Source organism: uncultured Hymenobacter sp., assembly GCF_964242765.1.
GTDB lineage: Bacteria > Bacteroidota > Bacteroidia > Cytophagales > Hymenobacteraceae > Hymenobacter.
In genome coordinates this window covers 1-17230 of sequence record NZ_CAXTBM010000049.1, presented here as the reverse complement: position 1 = coordinate 17230, position 17230 = coordinate 1, and the positions used below count along the sequence as shown (strand labels likewise).

Below are 17230 nucleotides of genomic sequence, written 5' to 3'. Positions count from 1 at the left end.
GCTCAGCACTCATTTCGAGCGGGCCTTCGAGCTCCTCACCGACCTTACGTTCAACTCGGTTTTTCCGGAAAAGGAAATCGAGAAAGAGCGCGGCGTGATTCTGGAAGAAATGGCGATGTACCAAGATGCGCCCGAAGATGCCATTATCGACGATTTCGACGACGTAGTATTCGGGGGCCACTCGCTGGGCCACAACATCTTGGGTACGCGCGAAAGCGTAAGCAACTTCCAACAAGCTGACTTCCGCCAGTTTCTGGCCGAGAACATTCGCACCGACCAACTAGTATTCAGTTCGGTCAGCAATTTGCCGTTCAAGGAAGTGAAGCAACTGGCCGACAAGTTTCTGGCGCCCCTACCCGCCCGGCTAGGCCCACGGCCCCGCACTGCCTTCGATGGCAACCTGCGGGTGGAAAAGCTGGAGCGCAAGCCGATTTCGCAGGCCCACTGCCTGATTGGTGGTCCGGCCTATGCCATCAACGACCCGCGCCGGATTCCATTTTTCATGCTCACCAACATCCTCGGCGGCCCCGGCATGAATTCCCGCCTGAACCTGGGCATCCGCGAGAAGTATGGCCTGGTCTACAGCATCGACGCCACCTACTCGCCCTACACCGATACGGGCTTGTTCGGCATCTATTTTGGCACCGAGAAAAAGCAAGTGAACCGCACGGTGGCGCTGGTCCAGAAGGAGCTAAAGCGCCTGCGCGAACAGGCCCTGGGCACGGCCCAACTGCACACTTCGAAAGAGCAGTTGATGGGCCAGATGGCCATGGCCGAGGAAAGCAACGGCGGCATGATGCAGCTGCTAGCCAAAAGCACCCTCGACATCGGCCGCGTCGAATCCATCAATGAAATCTTCGACCGGGTTCGCGCCGTCACGTCTTCCGAGCTGCTGGAACTCGGCAACGACATCCTGCGCGAAGACAATCTGAGCGTGCTTCAGTACGTGCCGGAGTAATTGCCCCGTATGCGCATTTTTGGGCATGTAGGCACGTATCGGCCGGGCGACCTTTTTGCTAACCGGCTGGAGCTGAGTTTGACGGGGCTGCACAAGCCCCGACGGGCGGGCGTGAGCGGTAGCCAAGTGGAAGGCGCCGATTCTATTGTGCTGGCGGGTGCGTACGAGGACGATGCGTTTAGTGAAGACGAAATCGTTTATTCTGGCAGCGGTGGGCGCGACTTGCAAACCGGCAAGCAAGTCACCGACCAGGAAATGACGGGCCGCAACCTGGCGCTACGTCGCAGCCAGGAAACCGGCCTGCCCGTGCGCGTATTCCAGCGCGTGCCCCACCCAGAAGCTGGTGACTGTTTCCGCTACGAAGGCCTGTACCGTATTGTCAGCCACCAGTTCGCGCGAGGAAAAGCTGGTTTTCAGGTGTTGCTATTCCGGCTGGTGCCCATTACGAACCAAAACTTATTCGGTTGAACAACCCGCCTGGACTTAGCAATTCTTTTCTAGCTTTTGACTAAGCGGTTTAAACTGTCGGGTCGCGTTGAAACGCTAATTTTGCTTGATGCCCGACGACGAAATTCAACGCTACGCCGACCAACACACTAGTCCTGAGCCACTGCTACTAGCGCAGCTCAACCGCGAAACCCACGTGCAACTGCTGCACGCCCGGATGCTTTCGGGGCACGTGCAGGGGCGGCTGCTAAGCATGATCAGTTATATGGTGCGGCCCCGGCGGGTATTGGAGCTAGGCACCTTTACGGGCTACGCGGCCCTATGCCTGGCCGAAGGCTTAACTCCTGACGGCGAGCTGCACACCATCGAATTCAACCCCGAGCTGGAAGACCGAATACGGCGCTACATAGCCGCCGCGGGCCTAGTTGAGCGCCTGCATTTGCACATTGGCACGGTAGCTCAGGTGGCGCCTACCCTAGTTGGTCCCTGGGATTTGGTGTTTATCGATGCCGACAAAATCAACAACGACACCTACTACGAATTGGTGCTACCGCAGGTACGTACAGGCGGGTTCGTGCTAATCGACAATGTACTTTGGGGCGGTAAAGTGCTAGACTCTCACCCTCTGAAACCCTCCGACAAAGACACCCACGCCGTCCGGGCCTTTAACGACAAAGTACAGGCCGACCCGCGGGTGGAAAATGTGTTTCTGCCTTTGCGGGACGGGTTGTTGCTCGTAAGGAAGCTGTAGTTGCTATTCGATTAGGTTTCCGCTGTTACTCCGAGTTCGGGTGTGTAGCTGAGGGCCAGCTAGCCCCAGGTGCGAGTGAATTAGGAGGTAAGGTCTTTTAATTCAAGGCTCGTTATAAATTCTATGGAATATAGAATTAAACGTTCGGGATTAGTTTGCGTCTATGCCAGAGTGAACCCTTATTCCTGACTGATGCATCGTCGTTTACTGCTCTTTTTCTTACTGCTATTCACAGGTTTAGGGGTTGCCCAGGCACAAACCAGCGTCCTTAGTGGACGCATTGTCGATGCCACCAACCAGTCTCCGCTTATTGGGGCCAACGTGCTGGTACGCGGCCTAGCCGCCGACTCGGTGAAGAGCGGCGCGGCGGCCGATGTAAACGGCAACTTCACCGTTTCGGGCTTGGCGCCGGGCCGCTACCAACTAACCATTTCTTTTCTCGGATACCAAACGTTGCAGCGGCCACTTACGCTTACAGCCCAGCCGCTCGCCTTGGGCGTGCTGGCGCTCGGCACGGGCGGGGTGGCGCTGAAGGGCGTGGAAGTGGTGGGCAAAGCGGCTGCCGCAGTGCAGAAAGGGGATACTTCGCAGTTCAATGCCGGCTCGTTCAAAACCAACCCCGACGCCAACGCCCAGGACCTCATCACCAAAATGCCCGGCGTAACGGTGGACCCCACCTCCGGCAAGGTGCAAGCCCAGGGCGAGCAGGTGCAACGGGTGCTGGTGGATGGGAAAGAGTTTTTCGGCAACGACCCTGACGCCGTACTGAAGAACATTCCGGCCGAGGTTATCGACAAGATTCAGGTGTACGACCGCGCCTCCGACCAGGCCCAGTTCACCGGCTTCGACGACGGCAACCAGCAGAAAACCATCAACATCGTCACCAAGCCGCAGTTTCGGAACGGGCAATTTGGGCGGGTGCTGGCTGGCTACGGACCCCAGGACGACCGGTACCGGTTGAGCGGCAACCTGAACTCGTTTAAGGGCAAGCAGCGCCTATCAATTGTGGCCCAGAGCAACAACATCAACGAGCAGAATTTCGGCACCGAAGATTTGCTCGGCGTGGTGGGTAGTTCGGGAGGCGGCGGAGGCGGCCGGGGGGGCCGCGGTGGGGGTGGCGGCCAGGGCGGGGGCGGCAACAATGCCGGCGACTTTTTGGTGAACCAATCGGGCGGTATTTCCAAAACTCACGCCATTGGGCTGAATTACTCCAACTCCTGGGGCCGCAAAACCGACGTGACGAGCAGCTACTTTTTCAACCTGAGCGACAACACGGCTTCTACCAATCTGCTGCGCCGCTACGTGGCGCCCGTGGACCGGCCCCTCGACCAGCGCTACAACGAAAACTCGCTCTCGACGAGCCGCAACATCAACAACCGCTTCAATTTGCGCCTAGAGCACCGCTTCGACTCGGTTAACTCGGTTATCTGGCAGCCGCGCTTTTCAGTGCAGCGCAACACTGGCAACAGCCTATTGGATGGGCGCACTTTTCAAGTGAACGAGGGAGAGCCCGACTTCACGCAGGGCAGCAATAACAGCAGCTACCGCTCGGCCCTGACAGGCATTACGGCGGCCAACCAGCTTTTGTACCGGCACCGGTTTGCCAAGCGCGGCCGGACTGTTTCAGTAGGGGTGAATACCACGTATAACACCAAAGACGGCGACAACACCCTGCTTTCCACCACCGAATCCACCCGCGACTCGGTTACCAGAACCACGGCGCTCAATCAGTTTTCGCAGCTCGACCAAGCCGGCTGGGCCTGGAACGGTAACCTCAACTACACCGAGCCCATCAGCCAGTACAGCCAATTGCAGGCCGAGTACCGGATTTCCTATACGCCAAACCAATCCGACAAGCGCACGTTCGACTATGTGCCTGGCGAAGAGGCCTATACCTCGCTCAACGACACGCTCAGCAGCGTATTTGAGAGTCGCTACCTGACCAATGCCGGCGGCCTGACCTATCGCTACCAAAACAAAGAGTTGCAATGGAACGTGGGCGCCACCGTGCAGCACGCCCAGCTTCGCAGCGACCAGGAATTTCCGCGGCCCGCTCTCACCGAGCGTTCTTTCCTCAACGTGCTGCCCAATGCCATGCTACGCTACAACTTTTCGCGGCAGCAGAACCTGCGGCTTTTCTACCGCGTGAACACCAATGCGCCGGGTATCAGTCAGTTGCAGGAAGTGGTCAACAACTCCAACCCGTTGCAGCTCACCACCGGCAACCCGAATTTGCGCCAGGCCACCCAGCACAACTTCAATATTCGCTACTCATCGGCGGTGCCCGAGAAGTCCACTTCGTTTTTTGTGGCGCTCAACGGCTCGCTCACCAACAACTACATCACCAACAGCACCATCTACGCCACCGACGAGCCCCTGACGGTGGGAGGCATTGTAATTCCGGTGGGCGGGCAGCTGACCCGGCCCGTCAACCTGGACCAGCAGTACTCGTTGCGCTCTTTTGCCAACTACAGCTTGCCGCTGGCCTTCATCAAGTCCAACCTCAACCTGAACGCCAACGTCGGCTATTCGCAAACGCCGGGTTTGGTGTTTGAGCAGCTGAACTATAGCCGCACGCCGTCGGGTGGGGTGGGCGTGGTGCTGAGCAGCAACATCAGCCCCGAGCTGGACTTCACGATTTCGTCGAACTCCAGCCAGAACTACGTGCGCAACAGCTTGCAGCAGCAACTCAACCGCCAGTATTTCCGGCAAAACACGGCTTTGCGCTTCTCGTGGATTATCGTGAAGGGCGTAACCGTGCAATCCGACATCAACCACCAGTACTACCAAGGGCTTTCGGCGGGCTACAACCAGAGCTTCGTGCTGTGGAATGCCTCCATTGGCAAGAAATTTATGGCTAAGCAGCAGGCGGAAATTAAGTTGTACGCCTTTGATTTGCTGGGCCAGAACAACAGCATCCAAGTCAACAACACCGCCGCTTACACTGAGGACGTGCGCACCAACATCTTGCAGCGCTACCTGATGCTGATGTTCACGTACAACATCCGCAGCTTTGCCGGCAACGGCCGCCCCGAGGCGCTGCCCGGCGATGGCCCTACCGACCGCCAGCGCTCACCGGGTGGTTTCCGGCCGGAAGGCGGCTTTCGGCGCGAAGGTGGTGGCGGCGGGTTTGGCCCTCCCGGTGGCGACCTGTAGTTCCTGAGAGGCACAACGACTAATTAAAAAGAGGACCGGCGATATAGCCGGTCCTCTTTTTGTTTGTCATTCCGACATTCCGCTCAAAATAACTTCTTAGTGCTTCATTCCTTCCATTGAGTTGGGGGCTTTACCTAGCTGATCGAGGGCGGCGCGGAAACCGGTGGCTAGTTGCGCGGCGGGGCCCCGGCCGTAGTAGTGCAGGAACATCATGCGCGGCTCGTCGAAGAGCATGTGGTTGTGTACGGCCACCACTTCTAGGTTGTGGGCGCGCAGGGCTTTGATGACGGGCGTAACCTCCGCCTCCCGCATGGCAATGTCGCCGGCAATGTGCGCGTCGGCTTGTTTGCCGGCAAAGGCGGCCCAGGAGTTTAGGCCAATGGCCGCCGTCATTTCCGTGCCCATCATCACGCATTGCAGGTCGGCCCGGCCCACGGTGTACTTGTAAGTGGAGCCATTGACAACGCCTTGGTACTTAACGATGCCATCTAGAGTAGGAATGTTGAACAGTTCCTTACCGGTGGGGCCAGTGGTGGCGGCCGGCGTGGCATTGTTGCCCGACTGCGCGGCCGAGCTGCCGCCAGCCAGGGGCTGATTGGCCGGCAGCAGCTTGGAATTTTTCAGCGTGGCCGCGAATTTCGTGGCGAGTTCGGCGGGGCTGCCCATGCCGTGGATGTGCATGTAGAAGATGCGCGGCTCCTCGTAGAAGAAGTGGTTGTGCACGGCCCCCACTTCCAAGCCATTGGCCAGCGCCGCCGACATCAGCGGGTTCACTTCTTCCTGAAGCAGCACCGTGTCACTCATCAGCATGGCCGATTTGCCGTCGAGGGTGTGCTTGATGGCCACCCAGCCCCCGAAACCGAACGGAATCGGCACCGGCTCCCCTTTGATGGTTACTTTCAGGTCGTTGCGCGGCAGCGGGGTGCTGTGCGTGGCCTGGGCTTCAACGTAGGTGCCTTTTTTGCCGAGCGCGGCTTCAATAGCGGCAATTTCGGTTGAACTCAGCGCGGGCGTTTTGCCGGCCGCCGAGGTAGCCCAGGCGGGTAGTGTGGGCAGGGAGCCTAGTAATACGGGCGTGGTGGCCAGGGTAGCCGTTTTAAGCCAGTTGCGGCGGGAAAAGCGAAGGTCGGGCATGTAAGAACGAGGAAGAAACAATAAAAAATAGGGTCACGCTAGCTAGCTGGTTAGCAAATAGTACAGCAACCCAGCACCAGCGCTACTACCTATCCAAAGAATCAGGTTCACCTTGAACCGGTACAGGGCTACCAACGACACCCCAAACCAAAGCAGGCTGGGCAAGTGCATTTCACTTAGTTCGAAGTGCCCGCTCGGGAACAGCACCGCGCGGCCCAGGTAAACCGCCAAATTCAGCACCACGCCCACCACCGCCGCCGTGATAACGCTTAGTACTGCCTTGAGGTTGACGTTGTGCTGCGTACGCTCGATAAGCGGGGCACCAACCAGAATGAAGACGAAGCAAGGCAAAAAAGTGTAGTAGGTGGTGACAAGCAAGCCCAGCGCGCCTAAACCCAACGAGCCTCCGAAATGCGTGTAGCCGCCCATGAAGCCCACGAAAGCCAGCACCATAATCAGCGGGCCGGGCGTGGTTTCGCCGAGGGCCAGCCCATCCAGCATCTGGCCCTGCGTAAGCCAGTGCAGCTTCTCGACGCTCACCTGCGCCACGTAGGGCAGCACGGCGTAGGCCCCGCCGAAAGTGACGAGGGCGGCCTGCGTGAAAAACAAGCTCAGCGCGCGCCAAAAAGAGAAATCCGGCGCCAACGCACCCAGAACTCCTAGCGGCACTCCCCACAATACCCCGGCAGCCACCACTTGGCGCAGCAGGCGCGGCCCCGAAAAACCCGTACCAGGCACCACGGTTTGGGTGGTGAGAAAGTACCCTTCCTCGGTCTGCGCGGCCCGACTTTGCGCTGCTGCGCTGGCCGCCGGAGCGGGGAAGAACCGCCGGGCCACTAGGGCAACTGCCGCCGCTCCCAGAATCAGCAGCGGGAAGGGTACATTCAGCCAAAAGATGCCCACGAAGCTCGCCACCGCCACCGCGTAGTGCAACGGACTCAGCAAGGATTTTTGCCCAATCTTGATTACGGCTAGCAGAATAACCGCCACCACGGCAGGCTTCAAACCCGCAAACAGGCCTTGCAAGACCGGCAGCGTGCCCACCGTAACGTAAAGCAAGCTCAAGGCCAGCAGAATAAATACCGAAGGCAGCACAAACAGGATGCCGGCCGCCAATCCACCGCGCGTACCGTGCAGCAGCCAGCCGATATACGTGGCTAGTTGCTGCGCTTCGGGGCCGGGCAGCAGCATGCAATAGTTGAGAGCGTGCAGAAACTTGGCGTCGGAAATCCAGCGCTTCTGCTCCACCAGCACCGTGTGCATAATGGCTATTTGGCCCGCTGGCCCGCCGAAACTGATAAAGCCTAGCTTGAGCCAGAAGCGCAAGGCTTCGGCGAAGGTTGGTTTGGAAACGGGAGTCAGAAGTTGAGTCATACGGCGCGGGCCCGGCCGTTTTGCTGCCGGCGGGGCAATACGCTGCAATGCTACGGTGGGCAGGCCTCGGAAAATAGAACGGAATTTACGCCTGGGATAATCTTTACCTGGGTTGCCGCTTTTTACGATAGGCTGAGGGATTTTGGCCGGTGTGCTGCTTGAAGATCCGGGTGAAATGGCTTTGGTCGGAAAAGCCGGTTAGGTAGGCAATTTCCGCCAACGAGTAGCCGGTAGCATCAAGCAGCTCCAGCGCTTTTTCGATGCGCAGCTTGCGGACGTACTCGCCGAAAGAGAGGTTATCGAAGTAGCGCGCAAACTCGCGGGAGAGATAGGTCGGATTCACTTGCAGGGCGTCGGCGGCCTCGGTCAGGCGCAAGCTTAGGTTGGTATCGAGGTGGTCCTGAATAAGCTCGCGCAACTGGGTGGTCCAGGCGGGCGGGGGCGCGTTTCGGTCGTTGCTGCGTTGCAAATAGGCGGTGTACACCTGCACCAATAGCTGCTCTTCGGGTTGCTGGGTGTGGGGTTGCGCTTGCAGGTGCTTGGCCCAAGTGTAGAGCGCATCGTAGAGCACTAAGCCCTGCTGAAGCAATTGCTGATCGTCGCGGATGTTGTGGGCGAGACCCGCCGAAATAGCCCACAGTCCGGCCGCCTGCGCTGCCAGCGCGTGATTATCGGTGTCGGCCCCGCGCACGATGGGAGCCAGAGCGTGCAGGGCCGGGTCGGTGAGGGCGTACTTCTTCAGGAAATAATCGAAGGTACATTCGCGGCCGTAATGCGTGAATTCCACGCCCGGCACATCAAAAGGTATCGCGCCCGTTTGGGTGGCCGTTGCTGTTACCGCTTCGGCGGGCACATACAGAATCTCGGCGGCCGGGTCAATAAAGCGTAGAATCAGCCAAGGGCAGGCTAGGCGGTCAATTTTGGGGTGTTCACGGGTAACCCACTGCATAACGAAGCTGACTGGTAACATTGGTGAAGATACAGGGGCCAACCGTAAGTTTGACGCGCTTGGCGGCATCCAAAAATCAGGCAAACTACAGCCCGCCAGCAACCCAACAAATGCTGGTTTACTGCCACCGGACGCTTGTGCTCCAATTGAGAATAATAGTTCTTAATCCTGGTTTTCAAGCTGCTGCCAATAGGCTTTTTCCGGGTACTGAATGCCACTTCCCCCGTTTTTTTTAGCTTCTTTGTGTTGTGGAGCCTGGGTGAGCAACTGAAGCGCAGCCAGGGCTTCGCGCTTGCTTTATATATGAAACGAATTCTTTTCACGCTGTTTTGCTGCTGGCCCCTGCTGGCCGGTGCCCAAAGCGTATCCGTTCCGGCCGAAATAGATTTTGCGGGTTTGCACTTGCGCCTCACCGACGGCGGGCGCAAAGTAGTGCAGCAGAAAGTGGACGCCCTGCGCAAGCACCCCACCTCGTTTCAGGCCCGCGTGAATCTGGCTGATGCCTATTTCCCCATTATTGATCGGGTCTTGCAGGAAGAGGCCGTACCACTGGATTTTCGCTATTTGGTTGTGCAGGAAAGTGGACTGCAAGGCGATGCCCAAAGTATTCACGATGCCGTGGGCTACTGGCAGTTCAAGCGCGAAACCGCGCAGGATTACGGTCTCGTCATGAACGACGTGGTGGATGAGCGCAAGCACATTGTGGCTTCCACGCACGCCGCGGCCAAGTACCTGAAGCGCAACAATACCGCGCTTCACAATTGGGTGGATGCCCTACTGAGCTACAACCTGGGTTCTGGGGGCGTGAAGTCCTACACGCTGCCCACCGACTTCGACGCCACGGAACTGGAAATCAGCGAGCAAACGCACCCCTATATCCTAACCACGTTGGCACACAAGCTAGCGTACGAACCAGCCGTGGGCCACAATCCCAAGCCCCCACTCGCTTTCCAGGAATTTCCCGCGCCGGCCGGTTTCACGCTGGTCAGCATTGCCCAGACTCTGCAAACCGACCCTGCCGAAATGGCCCGCCACAACCGTTGGCTGCTCACACCTACGGTACCTTCCGACAAGATTTACACCATTCTGGTGCCCGTAGTGGATGCCATTCAGCTAACGGCAATTGCCGCGCAGCAGAAAAACGCCACTTCCGGCCAACTACTGAACAAGCCCCAGACAGACCCACAGAATGCCGATTACGTGCGCGTAAATGGCATCCGGGCGCTGATAGCCTTGCCCGGCGACACCAAAGAAAGCCTAGCGCAGCGGGCCGGCTTGAAGATGCGCAAGTTCATGCAGTACAACGACTTGTTCGCCTTCGACAATATTGTAGCCGGTCAGCCTTACTTCGTGCAGAAGAAGCGCGACAAGGCTGCCAGCGAATACCATGCGGCGCAACCCGGCGAAAGTGTGGCTACGGTGTCGCAGAAGTACGGCATTCGGGCCAAGGCTATTCTCAGCAAAAACCGAATGGCTCGCAACGAGGAACTGCGGTCGGGCCGCATTCTGTGGTTGCAACACACGCGCCCCCGCGACGTGGCCGTGGAATACGCTGACAGCAAAAACGCCACGGCGCTGGCCGCCTTCGAGCGGCCGGCTCGTACCTCAGCCGCGCAACCAGCACCAGTCGACACGGCACCGCCAGCGCCTAAAAAGCGCCGCCTCGATGAAACCGAACCTTACCGAGGTAAAACCGCCGACGCCACCCGCGTGCTGGAAGATACCCCGGAACTTATCGACACCACCGCTACCCCGCCGGGCCTCGTAACGCAACCCGACAGCGCCACCGATGCTACCACCGAAAACCTGAACGAGCTGCCTCCCGCCCCAGAGCAAACTGACACGGTAACGGCTCCTGCGCCGGCACCCGCCCCGCCAGCCACACCTCGCAGCGTATACAGCGGCCAGCCAGCCAAGAAAGCAGCCCCCGCTTCAACTCCCACCCCAGTAGCTGAAGAAACAAGCAGCGGTACAGTAGTTGAAGCCACTCCTGCCCCCGCCACGCCAACAAGTAAAGCTCCAGTACCAGCGGCACCTGCCAAAACCACCCCCGCCACTGCTCCAACGGCAGTTAAGCCTGCGGCTCCTACCCCGGTTGCTTCCGCCGCAGTACCGGCCGCGGCTCCTACTGCGGGCCCAGTGGAACGGATACCGGCCAACGGTTTGCACGTGGTGCAAGCAAAAGAAGGGTTGTATTCAGTGGCGCGCCGCTACGGCCTACGTCCGGCCGATCTACTTGCTTGGAACAACTTACCCCCCAATCCTTCGCTACAGCTAGGTCAAGCTTTGCGGCTTACGGCTCCACAAGCCGCGGCCACAGTTTCAACTGCTCCTATTTCAACCGCAACCGTAGCGCCCAAATCAAGCGGCGCAGCACCCGTCTCCAAGCCCGCTGCCGCAGCGCCCGCGCCTGCCGCCGAACCGGCTATTGTGCGCCATACCGTTGCTGCTGGCGAATCTATGTATGCCGTTTCGCGCAAGTACGATGTTACTATCAAGCAGATTATGGAGTGGAACAACAAGCCCGATTTCAATGTGCGCCCCGGTGACGTATTGATTATCCGGCCAGCAAAGCAGACCCAAACCAAGTAGCAACCACCAAAAAGAGCCAGCTATACAGCTGGCTCTTTTTGATTATCGATATTACTACCTCATACAGTAGAAACTAGGTTGTCGTCTTCTCATCAGCCAACTAGTAAGCAGCCACTCGCTCGGGCTCGGGAACTGCCACGATACGCTGCGTGCGCGACTTAAGCATGGCCATAATTTCGGCGTCGGAAGTGTAGCGGTTGCCGAGGTTCACGAAGTGCTTGGCCAGCAGGTCGTAGCGGTGGGTCATCAGGTAGGCGAAGATGTGCAGGAAGTGAATGCCGTCGAACACGATGGCATCGTTTTGCGCGTACTTCTCCACTTCTTTCAGGAAATAAGCAGGGTGCTCGGTCCAGTGCAGGGCGGGCTTGAGGTGGTGGCTGATGTGGTAGCCGTCGTTCCAGCACTTGTGGTTGTACTTGGTGTTGATGCAGGTCACGCTGTTGGTGTAGCAGTTACCGGGGTCGTTGGCATCAATAAACGAGTGTTGGCTCCAATTGCCGAGCATCATCACTATCCTTGTTACTATCACCGGCAAAACCAGCACCACAAACGTGGCCGGCAGGTTCACGAAAGCCAACCCGATGCAGGCCAGGATATACAGTATTTCGCCCCGCAGCAGGCGGTGCCGAAACTTGCTTTTCTGGGTGCGCGTCAGATAAAGCGCCAGCCGCGGAATCCCGACCAGAAAGAACCCGCCCAAGTAGCGCCCGAAGCTAGCCAGCGAATCACGCTGGTAGTCCATGGTGGAGCTTTCGTCGTCTTCCAAGTTGTTTTCGGGATGGTGCATGCCCATGTGATGGGTGAAGTACGTTTCCGGCGTTTGCCCAAACAGCGGCCCAATCACCCACGGAATGTAGTGGTTGAGCTTGGCGTACTTCTTTTTGAACAGGATGCGGTGGCTGGTGCAGTGCAGCATCAGGCCAAATGGCCCCTTGAAATAGAACGTGGTTAAGAACATGTACACGCCCAGCGCGCCCCACCACACGCGGTTGTCGAGGCTAGGCCAGAACAGCAGCGCGGCCAGCGGCAACAGCGTGCAGGATATTTCCAGAATGAGGTAGAGAAACGGCAAATCCCGCTTGTCTTGAATGAACTGTAACAGAAACCGGTCGAAACGGGAGACAGGAGCCGTCTGGTCGTAGACCGGATCGGTGAGGGCAACCAGATGCTTCATTGACTGAATACTAACCGATAAACTCGGTCGTGGGTGATGCGAAAGCTAGATAGCAGCCACAGCTATACAAATAGCAACTCGCAGACCATGCCGTATGCCGGGCAACCGAGTATAAAACGACGGGTATAGCGGTGTGAACGAAAGGAAGGCAGCTTGAGAGGCTGCTAACCTACTGCTGGCTTATGCCGGCTGTATATAGTTGAGTTGCCCAAGGTAACCAGTTTCACACGGATGAGGTTCAAACAGACGAGAAGATAACTCGTTTTGTGCTCGAGCAAGTGTTCTGAAGAGTTTTACTATTGGCTTATTATTGCCTATCTATATAGGCTAAGCAACTTCTTCCTTCTACGATTGCAATGAGACTATTTCTACCCCTCTCGCTTCCAGCACTAAGTGTCGCCGCTTTGCTCGCTGTTCCGGCCCTGGCCCAGCCTACGGTCGTCAGCGTAGCACCCGCTCGTAACGCTCTGGCCGTGCCCCGTGCGGCCACCGTGGAAGCTACTGCGTCGCAGATGCTTCCGGCTAGTACCACGCTGAAAGTGTTCAGTCCGCAAGCCGGGGGCCAGAAAGCGGGAGCCCCCACCTTAACCGGCAGTAGCGTTTCCTTCGACCCGACCACCGACTTTCGGGCCGGCGAAACCCTCACGGCGGTGCTAACCGGCCTGGGCGGGCGGGGGCATGTGTGGCAATTCACGGCCGCCGTTGCGGGCGGCACCGGGCGCTTCACGGGCGGCGCAGACGCCCCGACCAACACCAGTCAGTTTGCCCCCAAGGATATGGCCGTAGGGGACATTGACAACGATGGGGACGTCGATGTGCTGCTGCCTGGCTTCAACACCAATTCGCTGGGCTTGCTGCTCAATAATGGCACTGGCCTCTTCACCCAGAGTAGAACCCTGACCACGGTTAGTCCGCAGGGACTTGTAGCGACGGGCGACGTGGATGGCGACGGTGACCTGGATGTGCTATCTGCTGGCAGCGCAACCGCCGGCATTAGCTTGCTCCGCAATACGGGCAATGGCACCTTCCTGGCACCCATCACCATTTCAGCTGGATCAGGTGGCATCGGGTTGATAGCCCTTGGCGATATAAACGCTGATGGCGACTTGGATTTATTGTTTAGCACCAGCTTCTCTTCCCAAATAAATCTGCTCTCCAACAACGGGACCGGCACTTTTTCGGGCAGCACGCAAGTACTTGTGGGAAACAACCCGCGCAAATTGATTTTCGGTGACCTCGACCAGGACGGTGATTTGGACTTCCTGACTGGCAATCTGGGGGGCCAAGGCAGCGTTAGTGTTCGTCTCAACGATGGGCAGGGTGGCTTTAGCACGGGTCAGGAGCTACCTATCGGTGGCTACGATGGGACTGTAGCAGTAGGTGACTTAGATGCTGATGGCGACCTGGATGTTCTGATTCCAGCTTTTTTGCCGAACGGCTACGTTAGCGTTTGGCATAACAGGGGCAATGCTTCCTTTGTAGCCGGGCCCAACGTACCGGTAGGCAATGCTCCTACCCAGCTAGCTCTCGGCGATGTAGACGGCGACCGGGATCTGGACATCATTACTAATCTAGGCGCTACTGCGGTCAGTTTGAGTCTCAATAACGGTAATGGCACCTTTGTTGGCGCTTCAACTGTGGCGGTAGGCGGCAATCCGCATGCTGTTGCCTTAGCTGATCTCGACAATGATGGCGACTTGGATTTGCTTTCAGCCAACGGAGCTTCTATTGCCGTTCCGGGCGTTACTACGCTTAGTTCGCGCTTGAACAGCAATGCTATGCCTACTGCCACGCGGCGGCCCGCGGCTGGTGCTTTTCAGCTCTGGCCGAACCCAGCTGATAACCGCGGGGTGCGCGTACAGCTGCCTACCACCGCCAGCGCCGAACTTACCCTCTACAACACGTTAGGCCAGCCGGTACGCCAGCAAACATTTTGGGGTTTATCTACCGATTTAGCTACCTCCAATCTAACCGCCGGCCTATACCTGCTGACCGTGCGCGTAGCGGGGCAGGCGCCTACCACGCAGCGCCTCCAAATCAAATAGCGAAAACTTGCTGGTGCTGTAGTAACAAAAACCTGTTGCCGCGCAATCTTTCCTTGCCGCCATTTCGTGGGTAACTTTACTGTCCGCTTTGCGCCCTAACGGCGCGGAGCCTGTTGCCCATGGCCGTCTTCTCGCACCTGCACTCCCACACCCAGTATTCCCTTCTTGATGGCCAAGCCAGCATTGGTGCCCTCATGAAAAAGGCCCAGGCCGATGGCATGCCTGCTGTGGCCCTCACCGACCACGGCAACATGTTCGGGGCCTTCAACTTCGTGGCCGAAGCCAACAAGTACAACGTGAAACCGATTGTGGGCTGCGAATTCTACATGGTAGCCGACCGCCACAAAAAAGCGTTCAGCCGCGAAAAAGGCGAGCGAGACAAGCGCTACCACCAGCTGCTGCTGGCTAAAGACCAGGCCGGCTACCATAACCTGAGCAAGCTCTGCTCGATGAGCTTTATCGAGGGCGTGTACTCGAAATTTCCGCGCATCGACAAGGAAATTCTGCTGAAGTATCATGAAGGCTTGATTGCTACTTCGTGCTGCATTGGCGCCGAGATTCCGCAGGCCATTCTGTTCGAGAGCGAGGCCAAGGCCGAGGAGCTACTGAAGTGGTGGCTCGACGTGTTCGAGGACGACTACTACATCGAGATTCAGCGGCACGGCCTGATGAACTTCGACGGCACCGGCAAAAGCCAAGAGGATGTGAATCAAGTGCTGCTTGGCCTGGCCAAAAAGCACAACGTGAAAGTTATCTGCACCAATGACTCGCACTACGTCGAGCAGACCGACTTCGCGCCGCACGATATTCTGCTTTGCGTGAACACTGGCGAAGAACACAGCATTCCGGTTGGTGACTTTCAGACGCAGTATTTCCGGCTGATTTCGCAGGACAACAAAGTCCACTACGACCACCTCGACAACCTGCGTCCCCTCGCGGGGCAGGATGCCACCATCCGCCGCCAGCTTCAGCGCATCGACGAGGAAGCCCAGGGCCAGCGGCCCCGCTCCCGCTTCGGCTTCGCCAACGACCAGTTCTACTTCAAAACGCAAGAGGAGATGAACGCGCTGTTCGCCGACGTGCCGCAAAGCGTGGACAACACCAACGAAATCGTTGACAAAATCACGCCGCCCAAGCTCCAGCGCGACATTCTGCTCCCCAATTTCCCGCTGCCCGCCGAGCACCCCACGGCCGACGCCTTCCTGCGCTATTTAACCTTCAAGGGCGCTTTCGAGGGCGACAAGCGGCGCTACTCAGAGCGCACGCCCGAAATCGAGGAACGCCTCGATTACGAGCTGCGCGTGATTGAAACGATGGGGTTTGCGGGTTACTTCCTTATCACGCAGGACTTCATCAACCACGGCCGCAACATTGGCGTGGCCGTAGGGCCGGGCCGGGGCTCGGCGGCGGGCTCAGCCGTGGCTTACTGCATCGGCATCACCAACATCGACCCAATCAAATACTCGCTGCTGTTCGAGCGCTTCCTGAACCCGGAGCGCGTGTCGATGCCTGATATTGATATCGACTTCGACGACGTGAACCGTCAGAAAGTCATCGACTACGTGGTGGATAAGTACGGCAAAACGCAGGTGGCCCAGATTATCACCTTCGGTACCATGGCGGCCAAATCCAGCATCAAGGACGTGGCTCGGGCCATGGATTTGCCGCTGCCCGTCGCCAACGATTTGGTGAAAATGGTGCCCGACCAGGTAGGCACTACGCTGGCCAAGGCTTTTGCCGAAAACCAGGAGTTGGATATGATTCGGCGCGACGATGCGGCCGATAACCTGCGCGGCCAGATTCTGCGCCTCGCCGAGAAGCTAGAAGGCTCGGTCCGCAACACCGGCATCCACGCCGCCGGCGTCATCATCGCGCCCGACGACATCACCAAGTACATCCCCGTTTCCACCTCCAAGGACTCGGATCTGCTCGTCACGCAATTCGACGGCAAGGTGATTGAGAGTGCCGGGATGCTGAAGATGGATTTCTTGGGTCTAAAGACGCTCACCATCATCGTCGATGCCATCAACCTCATCGAGCAGAACCACGGCATCAAAATCGACATCGACGAAATTCCGATGGACGATCAGAAAACCTACGAGCTTTACCAGCGCGGCGACACTATCGGTACGTTCCAGTTTGAATCCGAGGGTATGCGCATGTACCTCAAGGACCTCAAGCCGACCAACATCGAGGACCTGATTGCCATGAACGCGCTCTACCGGCCCGGCCCGATGCAGTTCATCCCCAACTTTATCAACCGCAAGCACGGCCGCGAGCCGGTCGAGTACCCGCACGAGCTGCTGGAGCCGATTCTGCACTACTCGCAGGGCATCTGCGTGACCGGCGACACGCTGGTGCACGACGCCGAAACCGGCGCCCGCGTCCGCATCGATGAGCTGGCCGGCCGCGTGGGTAGCTTCAAGGTGCAGGGTGTGGACGCTGACCTGAACCCGGCCGTGGCAACGGCCACGCACTTTTTCGACAACGGCGTGCGCGACGTGGTGCGGGTGCGCCTGCGCGATGGATCATCCGTCACGATGACGCCCGACCACAAAGTGCTGACCGAAAGCGGCTGGACGGAAATCGGGCAGCTCGCGCCCGGCGACTTTATCGGTACGCCGCGCCAGCTTTTTGTGGAGAATGAGGC

At 58.2% G+C, this 17230-nt stretch carries 11 protein-coding genes and 1 pseudogene; 8 read left to right on the top strand and 4 right to left on the bottom strand.

Annotation, left to right across the window (positions count from 1 at the left end; all coding sequences use genetic code 11):
• Window positions 1-67: 67 nt before the first annotated feature.
• The 5 genes and pseudogenes from ACFE7X_RS18345 to ACFE7X_RS18325 all read left to right on the top strand — a co-directional run.
• Window positions 68-148 (top strand): annotated as a pseudogene (locus tag ACFE7X_RS18345) (hypothetical protein); the annotation flags it as partial.
• Between the two features lie 51 nt (window positions 149-199).
• A complete protein-coding gene (locus ACFE7X_RS18340) occupies window positions 200-958 on the top strand; it encodes a M16 family metallopeptidase (protein ID WP_375437161.1) in 759 nt (252 codons plus the stop codon).
• Between the two features lie 9 nt (window positions 959-967).
• Window positions 968-1426 carry a YDG/SRA domain-containing protein gene (locus tag ACFE7X_RS18335; protein ID WP_375437139.1) on the top strand — a complete coding sequence of 153 codons (459 nt, stop codon included), beginning with the start codon at window positions 968-970 and terminating at the stop codon, window positions 1424-1426.
• Between the two features lie 88 nt (window positions 1427-1514).
• Window positions 1515-2156, top strand: a complete 642-nt coding sequence (locus tag ACFE7X_RS18330) for an O-methyltransferase (protein WP_375437138.1) — start codon at window positions 1515-1517, stop codon at window positions 2154-2156.
• 192 nt (window positions 2157-2348) lie between these two features.
• Window positions 2349-5312 carry a TonB-dependent receptor gene (locus ACFE7X_RS18325; protein ID WP_375437137.1) on the top strand — a complete coding sequence of 988 codons (2964 nt, stop codon included), beginning with the start codon at window positions 2349-2351 and terminating at the stop codon, window positions 5310-5312.
• 96 nt (window positions 5313-5408) lie between these two features.
• Here ACFE7X_RS18325 and ACFE7X_RS18320 read toward each other — a convergent pair whose 3' ends face one another.
• The 3 genes from ACFE7X_RS18320 to ACFE7X_RS18310 all read right to left on the bottom strand — a co-directional run bounded on the left by ACFE7X_RS18320 (window position 5409) and on the right by ACFE7X_RS18310 (window position 8790).
• Window positions 5409-6446, bottom strand: a complete 1038-nt coding sequence (locus ACFE7X_RS18320) for a DUF1259 domain-containing protein (protein ID WP_375437136.1) — start codon at window positions 6444-6446, stop codon at window positions 5409-5411.
• A 42-nt stretch (window positions 6447-6488) separates the two neighbouring features.
• Window positions 6489-7820 carry a chromate efflux transporter gene (chrA, locus tag ACFE7X_RS18315; protein ID WP_375437135.1) on the bottom strand — a complete coding sequence of 444 codons (1332 nt, stop codon included), beginning with the start codon at window positions 7818-7820 and terminating at the stop codon, window positions 6489-6491.
• A 103-nt stretch (window positions 7821-7923) separates the two neighbouring features.
• Window positions 7924-8790 (bottom strand): chromate resistance protein ChrB domain-containing protein, encoded by an 867-nt coding sequence (locus tag ACFE7X_RS18310; protein WP_375437134.1) that lies wholly within the window; start codon window positions 8788-8790, stop codon window positions 7924-7926.
• A gap of 282 nt (window positions 8791-9072) precedes the next feature.
• Here ACFE7X_RS18310 and ACFE7X_RS18305 point away from each other — a divergent pair, with 282 nt between their 5' ends.
• Window positions 9073-11361: a LysM peptidoglycan-binding domain-containing protein gene (locus tag ACFE7X_RS18305; RefSeq protein ID WP_375437133.1), complete on the top strand. Its 2289-nt coding sequence runs from the start codon at window positions 9073-9075 to the stop codon at window positions 11359-11361.
• Window positions 11362-11461: 100 nt separating this feature from the next.
• Here ACFE7X_RS18305 and ACFE7X_RS18300 read toward each other — a convergent pair whose 3' ends face one another.
• Window positions 11462-12535 carry a fatty acid desaturase family protein gene (locus tag ACFE7X_RS18300; protein ID WP_375437132.1) on the bottom strand — a complete coding sequence of 358 codons (1074 nt, stop codon included), beginning with the start codon at window positions 12533-12535 and terminating at the stop codon, window positions 11462-11464.
• A gap of 356 nt (window positions 12536-12891) precedes the next feature.
• Between ACFE7X_RS18300 and ACFE7X_RS18295 the strand changes: the two genes are divergently transcribed.
• Together ACFE7X_RS18295 and dnaE are read left to right on the top strand one after the other, a co-directional pair.
• Window positions 12892-14580, top strand: coding sequence for an FG-GAP-like repeat-containing protein (locus tag ACFE7X_RS18295; RefSeq protein ID WP_375437131.1), 1689 nt, complete (start codon window positions 12892-12894; stop codon window positions 14578-14580).
• A gap of 119 nt (window positions 14581-14699) precedes the next feature.
• Window positions 14700-17230: DNA polymerase III subunit alpha (dnaE, locus tag ACFE7X_RS18290; RefSeq protein ID WP_375437130.1), on the top strand; the 2531-nt coding region annotated here is incomplete at its 3' end.